The organism is Desulfotignum balticum DSM 7044, assembly GCF_000421285.1.
In the GTDB taxonomy this organism is placed as follows: Bacteria; Desulfobacterota; Desulfobacteria; order Desulfobacterales; family Desulfobacteraceae; genus Desulfotignum; species Desulfotignum balticum.
The window spans coordinates 2,331,468-2,346,302 of record NZ_ATWO01000001.1 but is presented as its reverse complement, the minus strand read 5'-3'; the positions used below and the strand labels follow the sequence as shown (position 1 = coordinate 2,346,302).

At 51.4% G+C, this 14,835-nt stretch carries 6 protein-coding genes, 2 tRNA genes and 3 rRNA genes; 9 read left to right on the top strand and 2 right to left on the bottom strand.

The genetic code is table 11. The annotated features are described in order from the left end of the window. Positions 1-54 precede the first annotated feature (54 nt). The 9 genes from rny (at position 55) to K365_RS0111715 (ending at position 10,860) form a co-directional block, all read left to right on the top strand. Positions 55-1,614 carry a ribonuclease Y gene (gene rny / locus K365_RS0111755; protein ID WP_024334711.1) on the top strand — a complete coding sequence of 520 codons (1,560 nt, stop codon included), beginning with the start codon at positions 55-57 and terminating at the stop codon, positions 1,612-1,614. Between the two features lie 10 nt (positions 1,615-1,624). After that, a complete protein-coding gene (gene tyrS, locus K365_RS0111750) occupies positions 1,625-2,911 on the top strand; it encodes a tyrosine--tRNA ligase (RefSeq protein ID WP_024334710.1) in 1,287 nt (428 codons plus the stop codon). 177 nt (positions 2,912-3,088) lie between these two features. Beyond that, a 16S ribosomal RNA gene (locus K365_RS25705) occupies positions 3,089-4,648 on the top strand. A gap of 65 nt (positions 4,649-4,713) precedes the next feature. Continuing rightward, a tRNA-Ile gene (locus K365_RS0111740) sits at positions 4,714-4,790 on the top strand. 3 nt (positions 4,791-4,793) lie between these two features. Further along, positions 4,794-4,869, top strand: a tRNA-Ala gene (locus K365_RS0111735). 176 nt (positions 4,870-5,045) lie between these two features. Beyond that, positions 5,046-8,033: ribosomal RNA gene (locus K365_RS0111730) — 23S ribosomal RNA — on the top strand. 134 nt (positions 8,034-8,167) lie between these two features. Then, positions 8,168-8,284: ribosomal RNA gene (gene rrf, locus K365_RS0111725) — 5S ribosomal RNA — on the top strand. The 16S, 23S and 5S rRNA genes sit together here with 2 tRNA genes alongside, the layout of an rRNA operon. A gap of 153 nt (positions 8,285-8,437) precedes the next feature. Beyond that, on the top strand, positions 8,438-10,264 hold the full coding sequence (locus K365_RS0111720) for an adenine deaminase (RefSeq protein WP_051147838.1): 1,827 nt from the start codon (positions 8,438-8,440) through the stop codon (positions 10,262-10,264). Positions 10,265-10,299: 35 nt separating this feature from the next. Further along, entirely contained in the window at positions 10,300-10,860 is a 561-nt protein-coding gene (locus K365_RS0111715; RefSeq protein ID WP_024334708.1) for a type I restriction enzyme HsdR N-terminal domain-containing protein, read from the top strand. A gap of 73 nt (positions 10,861-10,933) precedes the next feature. Here K365_RS0111715 and uvrA read toward each other — a convergent pair whose 3' ends face one another. Continuing rightward, positions 10,934-13,756 (bottom strand): excinuclease ABC subunit UvrA, encoded by a 2,823-nt coding sequence (gene uvrA / locus K365_RS0111710; protein WP_024334707.1) that lies wholly within the window; start codon positions 13,754-13,756, stop codon positions 10,934-10,936. Further along, a complete protein-coding gene (gene pdxA / locus K365_RS0111705) occupies positions 13,749-14,741 on the bottom strand; it encodes a 4-hydroxythreonine-4-phosphate dehydrogenase PdxA (protein WP_245569165.1) in 993 nt (330 codons plus the stop codon). Before pdxA ends, uvrA begins: the two co-directional genes overlap by 8 nt. Positions 14,742-14,835 lie beyond the last annotated feature (94 nt).

Below are 14,835 nucleotides of genomic sequence, written 5' to 3'. Positions count from 1 at the left end.
ACGCTTTTAAAAAAAGGTGTTGATAATTCCATATATGTGAAGGAGACCGGTTGAATGGAAATAGTCCTCTCATTGATAATTGTTTTATTGCTGGTATTGGGAGTGGTCGGCTTTTTCAGGATTAAGAAAAAGTTTTCTCTTGAAAAGCTGAATATTGAAGAAGAGCAGAGGCGGATTATAGAAGCGGCTGAAATCAAAGCGGAAACATTGATCAAAGAAGCCCAGCTCGAAGCGAAATCCCGACTTTTGGAAATGAAGGGCAGTTTTGATGCTGAGACCCAGGAAACGCGTGAAGAATTAAAAAAAGAAGCCCGCAGACTTTCCAAAAAGAGTGAAAAGCTGGATCAGACAGAAGATCTGTTCATTCAGAAAGAAGCCGAACTTCATGGCAAAGAAGCAGAAATTAATGAAAAACTGGAAGCCGTCGCCAGTGATGAAGCCTATTATGCCAATCTGGTGGAAGAAACCCGAAAAGAACTGGAAAAGGTTTCCGGCCTGACGCTGGAAGAAGCCAGAGAACTGCTGCTTAAAACTCTGGAAGAAGAGGCCCGGCACGAAGGTGCCAAATTGGTGAAAAAAATCACCTCAGAAGCCAGAGAGCAGGCGGATAAAGAGGCCAAAAAAATTATATCCACAGCCATTCAGCGGTATGCCGGGGATTTTGTGGCGGAACGCACCGTGTCTGTGGTGCATTTGCCGGGCGATGAAATGAAAGGCCGGATTATCGGAAGAGAGGGCAGAAATATACGGGCCCTGGAAGCGGCCACGGGGATTGATCTGATCATTGATGATACCCCTGAAGCCGTAATTCTGTCAGGATTTAATCCCGTGCGGCGGGAAGTCGCCCGGTTGTCTCTGGAAAAATTGATTTCCGATGGCCGGATTCATCCGGCCAGAATAGAGGATGTGGTGGAACGGGCAGGCAAGGAAGTGGATCTTGCCATCAAGGAAGCCGGTGAACAGGCGGCATTCGATTTAGGGGTTCACGGCATCAATCCGGAATTGATCAAGGTGCTGGGAAAATTGAAATTCCGGACTTCTTATGCCCAGAATGTGCTTCAGCATTCTTTTGAAGTGGCATTTCTGGCCGGTGTGATCGCCGCTGAACTGAAACTGGATGTCAAGCTGGCCAAACGGATGGGTCTGCTTCATGATATCGGCAAAGCCATCGATCATGAAGTGGATGGGGCTCATGCCATTATCGGTGCCAAGCTGGCCAAAAAATACGGAGAGCTGGATTGTGTGGTCAATGCCATTGCCGCCCATCATGAAGATCAGATGCCCACGTCTGTGTATGATTATATTGTCCAGGCGGCAGACGCGTTGTCCGGGGCCAGACCGGGTGCCAGAAAAGAAAGTCTTGAAAATTATATCAAACGGCTGGAAGACCTTGAAAAGATAGCCAATTCGTTTGACGGGGTGATCAATACCTATGCCATTCAGGCCGGCCGTGAGATTCGTGTGATTACTGAAAGTGGAAAAATCAGTGATGAAGATGCCGTGTTGCTGTCCAGGGAAATCGCCCGGCAGATTGAAGAGAACCTGACATTTCCGGGCCAGGTCAAAGTGGTGGTGATCAGAGAAACCAGAGCCGTTGAGTATACTAAAAAATAGCAGGGAAATCATGAGTGTATTATCAGTTTTAAAAGAGCGGGGGTTCGTTGATGCGGTAACCCATACTGCAGAACTGGAAGAATATCTGGAAAACAACCAGGCCACCTGTTACATCGGATTTGACCCCACGGCCACCAGTCTTCATGTGGGCAGCCTGGTGTGTATCATGGCCCTGGCCCATATGCAGAGGTGCGGACACCGGCCCATCGCTCTGGTGGGGGGCGGGACTGGTCTGATCGGAGACCCGTCCGGGAAAACGGAAATGCGCCAGATCATTACCCAGGAACAGATCGATGAAAACAAAGCCGGGATTCGGGCTCAATTATCCAGATTCATTGATTTCAACAATGACCAGGCCTTGTTGCTGGACAATGCCCAGTGGCTGACAAAACTGGAATATATCCCTTTTTTAAGAGATATCGGGCGACATTTTTCAATCAACCGGATGATCAAGGCGGAAAGTTACAAAGCCCGGATGGACTCAGAAGAAGGTCTGACCTTCATTGAGTTCAACTATATGCTGCTTCAGGCGTATGATTTTATGAAACTGGCCCAAAATTATGATGCATTGCTTCAAATGGGCGGCAGTGATCAGTGGGGAAATATTGTGGCAGGGATTGATCTGATTCGGAGAACGCTTGGAAAACAGGCGTTTGGAATTACGTTTCCATTGATCACCACGGCTTCGGGCATCAAAATGGGAAAAACTCATAAAGGTGCGGTATGGCTGGATCCGGACCGGTTTTCTCCGTATGATTATTATCAATTCTGGGTCAATTGCGATGATGCGGATGTGGCCAGATTTTTGGCATTGTTTACATTTCTTCCCATGGATGAAATCAATCATGTCAAAACCCTTGAAGGGGCGGATCTGAACAAAGCCAAGACCATTCTGGCGTATGAAGCCACCAAAATTGCCCATGGGGAAACTCAGGCCCGGGCCGCATTAAAAGCCTCAGCATCGGTTTTCGGAGCCATTGAAGTACCTGATGATTTGCTGCCGGGTTCAACAATTTCCCGGGGCATCCATTCATCCGCGTCTGATGGGGCCGTTCCGACAACACAAATCGATCGAAACGATGTCAACGAAAACGATTTTATCATCGATCTGTTCACCCGGACCGGTCTGTGTACATCCAAATCAGATGCCAGACGTCTGGTAAAGCAAGGCGGTGCTTATTTGAACGGAAGCCGGGTATCTACGATCGATCAAAAGATTGGGGAACTTGATCTGGATCAGGGGGAGATGCTGCTTCGGGCCGGCAAAAAAAAGTACCATAAGATAATTTTAAAATGAGTTAAAAAAGGTTTGACAAACCATTTTTAGACATGTATATTGTTCTGGTTTTTCGGTCACAGAAATTGTGAGCAAAAGCAAAAGAAGTACCCGATGTTTGATCTTTGAAAATTGGTCAGTGATAAAGTTTGAAGCGGGTCTAAAACAAGACCTTAACGAGTTTGTAGTTAAAGGATTTAACTGGAGAGTTTGATCCTGGCTCAGAATGAACGCTGGCGGCGTGCTTAACACATGCAAGTCGAACGAGAAAGGGATTGCTTGCAATCCTGAGTAGAGTGGCGCACGGGTGAGTAACACGTAGATAATCTACCTTCAAGCCCGGGATAACCCTTCGAAAGGATGGCTAATACCGGATGCAGTTTCAGTACACAAGTGCTGAGATGAAAGATTGCCTCTTCTTGAAAGCAATTGTTTGGAGATGAGTTTGCGTACCATTAGCTTGTTGGTGGGGTAAAAGCCTACCAAGGCTGCGATGGTTAGCTGGTCTGAGAGGATGATCAGTCACACTGGAACTGGAACACGGTCCAGACTCCTACGGGAGGCAGCAGTGAGGAATTTTGCGCAATGGGGGAAACCCTGACGCAGCAACGCCGCGTGAGTGAAGAAGGCCCTTGGGTCGTAAAGCTCTGTCAACTGGGAAGAAGTTGTTATTGTTTAATAAATGATAGCATTGACGGTACCAGTGGAGGAAGCGCCGGCTAACTCCGTGCCAGCAGCCGCGGTAACACGGGGGGCGCAAGCGTTATTCGGAATTATTGGGCGTAAAGGGCGCGTAGGCGGTTCTGTCGGTCAGATGTGAAAGCCCGGGGCTCAACCCTGGAAGTGCATTTGAAACAGCAGAACTTGAGTACGGGAGAGGAAAGCGGAATTCCTGGTGTAGAGGTGAAATTCGTAGATATCAGGAGGAACACCGATGGCGAAGGCAGCTTTCTGGACCGATACTGACGCTGAGGCGCGAAGGCGTGGGTAGCGAACAGGATTAGATACCCTGGTAGTCCACGCAGTAAACGATGTTCACTAGGTGTAGCGGATATTAAAATCTGCTGTGCCGCAGCTAACGCATTAAGTGAACCGCCTGGGAAGTACGGTCGCAAGACTAAAACTCAAAGGAATTGACGGGGGCCCGCACAAGCGGTGGAGCATGTGGTTTAATTCGACGCAACGCGAAGAACCTTACCTGGGTTTGACATCCTGTGAATCTTCAAGAGATTGAAGAGTGCCTTCGGGAGCACAGAGACAGGTGCTGCATGGCTGTCGTCAGCTCGTGTCGTGAGATGTTTGGTTAAGTCCAGCAACGAGCGCAACCCTTATCGTCAGTTGCCAGCGCGTAATGGCGGGAACTCTGGCGAGACTGCCCCGGTTAACGGGGAGGAAGGTGGGGATGACGTCAAGTCCTCATGGCCCTTATATCCAGGGCTACACACGTGCTACAATGGTAGGTACAAAGGGCAGCGAACCCGCGAGGGTGAGCGAATCCTCAAAGCCTATCTCAGTCCGGATTGGAGTCTGCAACTCGACTCCATGAAGTTGGAATCGCTAGTAATCGCGGATCAGCATGCCGCGGTGAATATGTTCCCGGGCCTTGTACACACCGCCCGTCACACCATGGAAGTTGATTATACCCGACGTCGCCGGGCTAACTGTTTACAGGGGCAGGCGCCTAAGGTATGGTTGATAACTGGGGTGAAGTCGTAACAAGGTAGCCGTTGAGGAATCAGCGGCTGGATCACCTCCTTTCTAAGGAAAGTAAATTAAAGCGCTTTAAGCGGCATCACTGGCCAATTTTGAGGGATCAAGGATTTGGGCCTGTAGCTCAGTTGGTTAGAGCGCACGCCTGATAAGCGTGAGGTCGGTGGTTCAAATCCACCCAGGCCCACCATGTGGGGAATTAGCTCAGCTGGGAGAGCGCCTGCCTTGCACGCAGGAGGTCAGCGGTTCGATCCCGCTATTCTCCACCATTCTTTTTCAGAGGACTACATTAAATGAAAGAGAAATGTGCCCTCAGATGATCTTTGACAATTTGTTGTAGTAAGAAAATGACTGATTGATTTTGATGTTGATCGAGATCGATCGGGACATTGCCGCAAGGCAATGTGTTCGCATCAAAGCGTTTAAACTTATTTGTGGAAATAGTGGCTAAGCTACTAAGGGCAAACGGTGGATGCCTTGGTGTCAAGTGACGAAGAAAGACGTGGACAGCTGCGATAAGCTTCGGGGAGGGGCTGAACACCCTTTGATCCGGAGATGTCTGAATGGGGAAACCCGGCATGGTTAATACCGTGTCATCCCTGAATGAATACATAGTTCAGGGAGGGTAACGGGGAGAACTGAAACATCTTAGTACCCCCAGGAGTAGAAAGTAAAAACGATTTTCCGAGTAGCGGCGAGCGAAAGGGAACCAGCCCAAACCGATTACGTGTCAAGCCCGAAAGCGTTGCGTAATTGGGGTCGCGGGATATGATTTGCAGGTGTTTCGGAACCTGCGGAGAGTGATAAAATCAATTGTTAGTTGAAGAAGCTGGAAAGCTTCACCATAGAAGGTGACAGTCCTGTAAGCAAAAGCAATCGATCTCTCTTATCGTACTCCCAAGTACTGCGGAACACGAGAAATTCTGTGGGAATTTGTGAGGACCATCTCATAAGGCTAAATACGACTTGACAACCGATAGTGTACCAGTACCGTGAGGGAAAGGTGAAAAGAACCCCTGTTAGGGGAGTGAAATAGTACCTGAAACCGTTTGCTTACAAGCAGTGGGAGCATTTGCATTGCAAGTGTGACCGCGTGCCTTTTGCATAATGAGTCAGCGAGTTACTTAATGCAGCCAGGTTAAGCCGATAGGTGTAGCCGAAGCGAAAGCGAGTCTGAACAGGGCGATCAGTTGCATTGAGTAGACCCGAAACCAGGTGATCTATCCATGTCCAGGGTGAAGCGCCAGTAAAATGGTGTGGAGGCCCGAACCGATACAGGTTAAAAACTGTTCGGATGAGGTGTGGATAGGGGTGAAAGGCCAAACAAACCTGGAGATAGCTGGTTCTCTCCGAAATATATTTAGGTATAGCCTCGTATGTTTCTTACCGGAGGTAGAGCACTGGATGGGCTAGGGGTCTCACCAGATTACCAAACCTAACCAAACTCCGAATACCGGTAAGTTAAAGTACGGGAGTCAGCCCGCGGGAGCTAAGTTCCGCGGACGAGAGGGAAACAACCCGGACCGCCAGCTAAGGTCCCCAAATCTATGCTAAGTGGAGAAGGATGTGGGAATGCCCAGACAACCAGGAGGTTGGCTTAGAAGCAGCCATCCTTTAAAGAAAGCGTAACAGCTCACTGGTCGAGTGGATCTGCGCCGAAAATGTATCGGGGCTAAAGCATAGTACCGAAGCTGCGGGATGTATTTATACATCGGTAGGAGAGCATTGTGTTGTCATAGAATCGCACCTGTGAGGGTGTGTGGAGGTGACACAAGAGACCATGCTGACATGAGTAGCGATAAAGCGGGTGAGAGGCCCGCTCGCCGAAAGCCCAAGGTTTCCTGAGTAAAGCTAATCTGCTCAGGGTTAGTCGATCCCTAAGGCGAGGCCGAGAGGCGTAGTCGATGGAAAACAGGTTAATATTCCTGTACCACCTCGTTGTCGTTTGAGAGAAGGGGGGACGCAGGAGGGCAGGTCATCCGTCTGTTGGAATAGGCGGTTCAAGCCGGTAGGCTTAAATCCCAGGCAAATCCGGGATTTTTTAAGGCCGAGAAGTGATGAGGAGGGTCTTTGACCCATAAACTGACTGCACCCATGCTGCCAAGAAAAGCCTCTATCGAGATAACAGGTGATCGTACCGTAAACCGACACAGGTAGGCAAGGAGAGTATCCTAAGGCGCTTGAGAGAACTCTGGTTAAGGAACTCGGCAAAATCATACCGTAACTTCGGGAGAAGGTATGCCCCTGATGGTGATTATAATTCTATATGAGCTGTGGGGGGCCGCAGAGAAATGGTGGTAGCGACTGTTTACTAAAAACATAGGACTCTGCAAAGTCGTAAGACGAGGTATAGGGTCTGACGCCTGCCCGGTGCCGGAAGGTTAAGGGGATTTGTTAGCCGCAAGGCGAAGCACTGAACCGAAGCCCCGGTAAACGGCGGCCGTAACTATAACGGTCCTAAGGTAGCGAAATTCCTTGTCGGGTAAGTTCCGACCTGCACGAATGGCGTAACGACTTCCACACTGTCTCAACCAGGGACTCAGCGAAATTGGAATGGCGGTGAAGATACCGTCTACCCGCGAAAAGACGGAAAGACCCCGGCACCTTTACTACAGCTTGACATTGGATTTTGGGACATGATGTGCAGGATAGGTGGGAGACTTGGAAGCAGGCACGCCAGTGTTTGTGGAGTCACCCTTGAAATACCACCCTTTATGTTTCAGTGTTCTAACTTAGGTCCGTAACCCGGATTGAGGACAGTGTCTGGTGGGTAGTTTGACTGGGGCGGTCGCCTCCCAAAGAGTAACGGAGGCGCGCGAAGGTTCCCTCAGGCTGATTGGAAACCAGCCGCAGAGTGCAAAGGCATAAGGGAGCTTGACTGCGAGAGAGACATTTCGAGCAGGTACGAAAGTAGGTCTTAGTGATCCGGCGGTTCTGAATGGAAGGGCCGTCGCTCAACGGATAAAAGGTACGCCGGGGATAACAGGCTTATCGCCCCCAAGAGTTCACATCGACGGGGCGGTTTGGCACCTCGATGTCGGCTCATCACATCCTGGGGCTGGAGCAGGTCCCAAGGGTTCGGCTGTTCGCCGATTAAAGTGGTACGTGAGCTGGGTTTAAAACGTCGTGAGACAGTTTGGTCCCTATCTTTCGTGGGCGCAGGATATTTGAGGAGATCTTTTCCTAGTACGAGAGGACCGGAATGGACCAACCAATGGTGTTCCAGTTGTTCCGCCAGGGGCATTGCTGGGTAGCCAAGTTGGGCAAGGATAACCGCTGAAAGCATCTAAGCGGGAAGCCAACTCCAAGATTAGATATCCCATCACGCAAGTGACTGAAGACCCCTTGAAGACTACAAGGTTGATAGGCCGGGTGTGTAAGCATGGCAACATGTTGAGCTAACCGGTACTAATAGGTCGTGAGGCTTAGCCACTTTTTTTTCACTCACAGGTTTAAACGCTTTCATGTGAACACATATCTTACTGCAACAGATTTTTGGATCTATGGAACAAAGCCGCGCAAAGCGCCCTTACCCCATCAAACGTTCCGGATCCATAACCCCCTTAATCCGGTGGTTAGAGCAAAGAGGTCACACCCGTTCCCATCTCGAACACGGAAGTTAAGCTCTTTAGCGCCGATGGTACTGCATGGGTGACTGTGTGGGAGAGTAGGACACTGCCGGATTATTCTTCAAAAAGCCCTGATCGTTTTATAACGGTCAGGGCTTTTTGTTTTTCCAGTATCCATTTAAAAGGCAGTGGCGGCGTTTCTTTTAGACTTTACGAAAATGGATGTTTTGTGGTACTACCCCATAAAACAAACGGGAGAAAAAATCGTATGTCAATGCATCATACCCGGATTTCGCATCATTTGATTACCCGGGATCTGGCCGCAGTGGCCATGGGGGCGAAACCGGCGGATCTGATCATTAAAAATGGCCGCCTTGTGGATGTTTGTACCGCCAGAATCCGGGAGCATGTGGATATTGCTGTCTACCAGGGCCATATCGCTCTGGTGGGAGATGCAGCCCATGTTCAGGTCAATTCACAGACCCGCGTTATGGATGCGTCTGGTAAATATCTGTGTCCCGGATTGATCGATTCCCATATGCATATCGAAAGTTCCATGGTGGATCTGCCCGCATTTGCCGCCGGCGTGCTGCCCCAGGGCACCACCACCATCTGTCCGGACATTCATGAATTGACCAATGTCCTAGGGATGAAGGCGGTGGATCTGTTTTATGAAAGTGCAAAGGGGTTGCCCCTGAAGGCGCTGATTGCCATGCCCGTGTGCGTCCCGTCTCTGCCGGACATGGAGGATGCCGGTGCCGATGTGACACCTTCCCTGGTCCGGGAAGCCTATGAAAGCGGCAGGGTCTTTCTTCAGGGGGAACAGATGAATTTTCCGGGAGTTATTTTCGGGGATGACACTGTGCATCAGATCATTTCAGCCGGCATCCGGGCCAATAAGGTATTGACCGGCCATTTTTCATCCCGGGACACCAATGCCGGGTTGAATGCCTATATCGCTTCGGGTATGACAGCGGATCATGAAACAACAACGGCACAAGGTGCCGCAGCCCGGGCCATGCGCGGCATGTACGTGCAGCAGCGATATGGCAGTGCCTGGCTGGATCTGCCTCAGCTGGTGGAAGCCATCACCCATGATCCGGGCTGTGACACCCGGTTCTATACCCTGGTGACCGATGATGTCACCGCGGCCACCATTGTCTCGAACGGGCATCTGGTCCGTGTATTGAGAAAAGCGATTCAGCTGGGGATCAACCCGGTCATGGCGTTGCAGATGGTGACCATCAATCCCGCGCAGATGCTGGAAGCATCCCGGTGGATCGGGTCATTGACCCCGGGTCGGGCCGCGGATATCCTGGTGGTGGACAATCTGACGCAGTTCACTATATCTCAGGTGTTTTGCGATGGCGTGGCCGTGGCAGAAGACAATCAGTTGTGCCGGCCCATTCATCCGTATGCGTATCCGGACTGGGCGTTGAAAACCATGCATCTGGATTGGCTGGCACCCACGGATTTTCATATCCCGGCACCGTTTGAAAATCCGGTTCAGGTCCGTGTCATTCATCTGGTGCCCGACCGGGTGCATACTTTGTCAAAAACAAGGACGCTTGAATCCAAAGACCGGTGCCTGCATGCAGATCCTTTGCAGGATCTGGCCAAAGCCGGAGTGTTTTACCGGCATTCCCCCAATGGCTCGGCTGACAAATCCCGGGGACTGGGATTTGTATCCGGGACCCGGTTTATTCCGGGGTCTGCCTATGCGTCAACGGTGTCACATGATTCCCATAATCTGCTGGTCGTGGGGATGGATGACACTGCCATGGCGCTGGCTGCCAATACATTGATTGAATCAGGCGGCGGCCTGGCTGTGGTGATGGAAAACCGGGTTCTGGCGCATTTGCCTTTGCCTCTGGGAGGGATCATGGGGCTTGAATCCATGGAAACCACAGCAGTTGGGGTTCAGGCGGTTGAAAATGCACTGGCACAGATCGGGTGCCCCCACAAGTCCTTTGAAATGACTTTGAGCCTGCTGGGTCTGGTGGTACTGGGAGAACTGCGCCTTTCCAACCGGGGCCTGGTGGAACTGAAAGACGGTCAGGCACCCCGGCGGGTGGATCTGATCCTTGATTCATGACAGTAAAATGCCCTTTACCCAATAAGGAGGCGTGTATGCAAGAAAATCCCCACCATCTGGTGATGGGGGTGTTGACCGATTATCTGACGGGTGAGACGGTGCCCGACACCCATGATGAACGGTTCAGACAAAAAATCGCCCGGCATCTGGTTCAGGTCTGCGGGTATGAAAAAAACCAGATTGAATCCCGGAAACAGGTCATTATCAAGACCGGAAAGAAAACGGCCCGGCTCTGGATGGATTTTCTGGTGAGTACGGGGGATAAAACCGGTATGATGATCCGGTATGCGCCCGGATCTCTGGTGACCCGGCGGTTGCCCAATCTGGCTTTGTCCCGGCTTGTTTACCCATATCAGATCCCCGTGGTCGTGACCTGTAACGGCGAAGATGCCGAGGTGATCAACGGGGTTACCGGCAAGGTGACGGGGCAGGGGTTTGATGCCATTCCGGACAGACAGACATTGATGGCCCTGGATATTGCCGCATCCTTTCCCAAAGTGTCTCAGGCATTTCATGACAAAGCGTCCCGGATTGCTTTTGCCTGTGAAGTGGACGGGGCCTGCCCCTGTGACACGGATGTCTGCATCCTGGATTAGGGTTTGATGTTTGGGCCGGCAAAGAATCCGGCCCAAAACAAAGGTGTCATGCCAAAGACCCCGTAAGCCGGATTCAGTCTTTTTTCTGAAGCACTTTTGACAGATAATATCCCGTAAAAGAGGTCGGGTGTTCGGCCACCTGTTCCGGGGTTCCCTGAACAATGATCCGGCCGCCTTTGTCCCCCCCTTCAGGTCCCATATCAATGATATGGTCGGCATATTTGATGACATCCATGTTATGCTCAATCACCACCACGGTATTGCCGGCGGCCACCAGCCGGTCCAGAACCGACAGCAGCCGGTTGATATCATCGGCATGCAGGCCCGTGGTGGGTTCATCCAGAATATAAATGGTTTTTCCCGTACTTTTTTTGGACAGTTCCCTGGCCAGTTTGATGCGCTGGGCTTCTCCCCCGGACAGGGTGACGGCAGACTGACCTAAAGTGATGTAGCCCAGTCCCACCTCCACCAGGGTGGACAGTTTGGCCTGGATGGCGGAAATGGTGTCAAAAAACCGGACCGCCTGGTGAATGGTCATGTCCAGCACCTCGGCAATATTTTTGCCTTTGTAACGGATATCCAGGGTGTCCCGGTTGAACTGCCGGCCCTTGCACACATCGCAGCGCACATGAACATCGGGCAGAAACTGCATTTCAATCTTGATGACGCCCTCTCCGGCACATGCCTCACATCGCCCCCCCCGGATATTGAAACTGAACCGTCCGGGTTTGTATCCCCTGGCCCGGGCATCCGGTGTTCTGGCAAACAATTCACGGATGGCCGGAAGCACCCCCGTGTAGGTGCCGGGATTGGACCTGGGCGTTTTACCGATGGCGGACTGGTCGATATGAATCACTTTGTCCAGATGCTGGATGCCCGTGATCCGGTCATGGGCACCGACCAGCTTATTTGTATATGCAATTTGGTTGCACAGCGCCGGATATAACGTGGACAGCACCAGCGAGGATTTGCCGGATCCGGACACGCCGGTCACACAGATAAAACATCCTAGAGGAAACGACACGGTGACCTGTTTGAGATTATTGGCTTCTGCATTGACAAGGGTTAAATGGCGGCCGTTGCCTTTTCGCCGGATATCCGGAATGGGGATCTGTCTGATTCCCTTGATATACTGGCCCGTCAGCGAATCCGGGCAGGCAGTCAGTTTTTCAGGCGGGCCGGAAAATATGACCTGGCCCCCATGAACCCCGGCAGCCGGACCCATATCGATCACATGGTCGGAAGCCAAAATGGTATCGGTGTCGTGTTCCACCACCACCACGGTATTGTCAAGATGTTTCAGATCCATGAGCGTTTTGATCAGCCGGGCATTGTCCCTGCGGTGAAGGCCGATGCTGGGTTCATCCAGCACATAGAGAATGCCGGTCAGTTTGGAGCCGATCTGGGTGGCCAGACGGATCCGCTGGCTTTCACCGCCGGACAGCGTATCTGCAGACCGGGAAAGAGACAGGTAATCCAGCCCCACATTGTCCAGAAAGATAAGCCGCTGGGTCAGTTCCCTGATAATACCGGCGCTGATCTGTTCCTCTTTCCGGGTCAAAGTCAACGACGCAATGGCTGCCAGCGTCCGTTTAATGGGAAGGCGTGTGATTTCCCAGATCGTATGCCCGCTGACCCGGACATGGGCCGATGCCGGATTCAGCCGGGTGCCCTGGCACCGGGAACAGACACGGGCGTTCATATACCGCTTTAATTCTTCTTTGATGGATTTGGAATCGGTTTCTTTATACCGGCGTTTTAAATAGGGAATCACCCCTTCAAAATTTTTTTTGCTCCGGATTTTTTTGCCGGCCTGCTCTGTGTAAAACTCGATGAGTTCTTCCTTGGATCCGTGCAGCAACACATGCTGGAACCGGTCTGACAGGTTTTTGAACGGGGTATAGATATCCTGGTCAAAATGGGTGGTCAGCGCGTCTAAAAATTCCATGAACTGCACCGAATCCCTGTTCTGCCAGGGAAGAATCGCTCCCTGGCGCAGAGACAATCCCGGATCCGGCACAATCAGGTCCGGGTCAAATGCCGTGATGGATCCCAAACCGTCACAAACAGGGCAGGCCCCCTGGGGGGAGTTAAACGAAAAACTGGCCGGAGTAAAAGGCGGATAACTGATATGGCAGTTTAAGCAGGATGCCGTCTCACTGAACAGCCGATCCTGATTTTTGTCTAGATCCATCACAATAAGAAGACCCTTGGACAGGCTTAACGCCAGTTCCAGAGAATCACTCAATCTTTTTTCAATGCCCGGCTTGATGACCAGACGGTCCACCACCACTTCCAGGGTGTGTTTTTTTTGTTTTTCCAGAATCGGATGGTCCTGGGTCCGGCAGATTTTCCCATCCACCCGCATTCGGGCAAACCCTTGTTTTTTCATCCGGTCGAACACAGCGTCATGCCGGCCTTTCTGGTCTCGGATCAACGGTGCCAGAAGCATTATCCGGGTGTCGGCAGGCAGGGTCAGAATCCGGTCGCAGATCTGGTCAACGGTCATGGGTTCAATGGGATTCCCGCATTGATGACAATGGGGTGTTCCCACCCGGGCGAACAAAAGCCGCAGGTAATCATAGATTTCCGTGATGGTGCCCACCGTGGACCGGGGATTGTGGCCGGCGGTTTTCTGTTCAATGGCAATGGCCGGGGACAGGCCGTCAATGCTGTCCACATCCGGTTTGGCCATTTGCCCTAAAAACTGTCTGGCGTAGGTGGACAACGATTCCACATACCGCCGCTGGCCTTCGGCATACAGGATGTCAAAGGCCAGGGTGGATTTGCCGGATCCGGACAGGCCCGTGACCACGGTCAGACAATTTTTGGGGATCCGCACATCGATATTTTTCAGGTTGTGTTCCCTGGCCCCCTGAATAATGATGTCAGTCATGGGGCAGATTCCGGTCGGTTCGGTGCCGGGCCTGGAAAACCGCCATTTTGACGGCTTCAACCAGGCTGGTGGGATCGGCACATCCTTTCCAGGCAATGTCATAGGCGGTGCCGTGGTCCACGGATGTCCGGATAATGGGCAGTCCCAAGGTGACATTCACCCCGTCCTTGAAATGAATCAGCTTAAAGGGAATCAGTCCCTGGTCATGGTACATGCACACCACGGCATCACAACCGGTCTTTATGGCGTAATTGAACACCGTATCCGGGGGCATGGGCCCTTGAATATCCAGGCCCTGGTTTTGTGCGGTTTTGACAGCCGGGGCAATGATTCGTTGTTCTTCATGACCGAAAAGACCGGCTTCTCCGGCATGGGGATTCAGTCCGGCCACGGCCAGGCGGGGGGCTTTAATATTGAACCGGGTTTTAAGATCTGTACATGTCAGATGGATAATGTCTAAAATTTTTTCCTGTGTCAGGGAATCCGGCACGCTGGCCAGAGGCATATGGATGGTCACCAGAACCACTTTCAGGGTTTTCCCGGCCAGCATCATGGCAAATTTTCTTGTTCCGGTCTGGTGGGCGATCAGTTCCGTGTGCCCATGGAAACGGGATCCCGCCATCTTGAGTCCGGTTTTGGTGATGGGTCCTGTGACCAGGGCATCAATCATGCCGGACAGGGCCAGATCAACGCCCGTATGGATGTAATCCGCCATGGCCTTTCCGATTGAAGATGTCATGGACGGTTGCATAGACATATTCAGTTTCAGAGAAGAGACGGGCAGCAGATTCAGATACCCGGGATCCTCTTTGCCCTGTTTCGGATCATGGATCTTGTGGATGCGCAACGGAATTAAAAACTTTGAAATCGCTGTGTGCATGATATCTTGATCCCCGATCACCACAGGGATGCACAAGGCTTGAAGTTCATGTCCACACAAGGCTTTCACCAGTATTTCCGGACCGATGCCCAGAGGATCTCCCATGGTGATGCCGATGATGGGTTTATCAGACCCAATTGGTTTTTCTACAAAGGGAACAGGCATGATGTATTGAAAAAATCAGGTTAAAGTTTAAAGG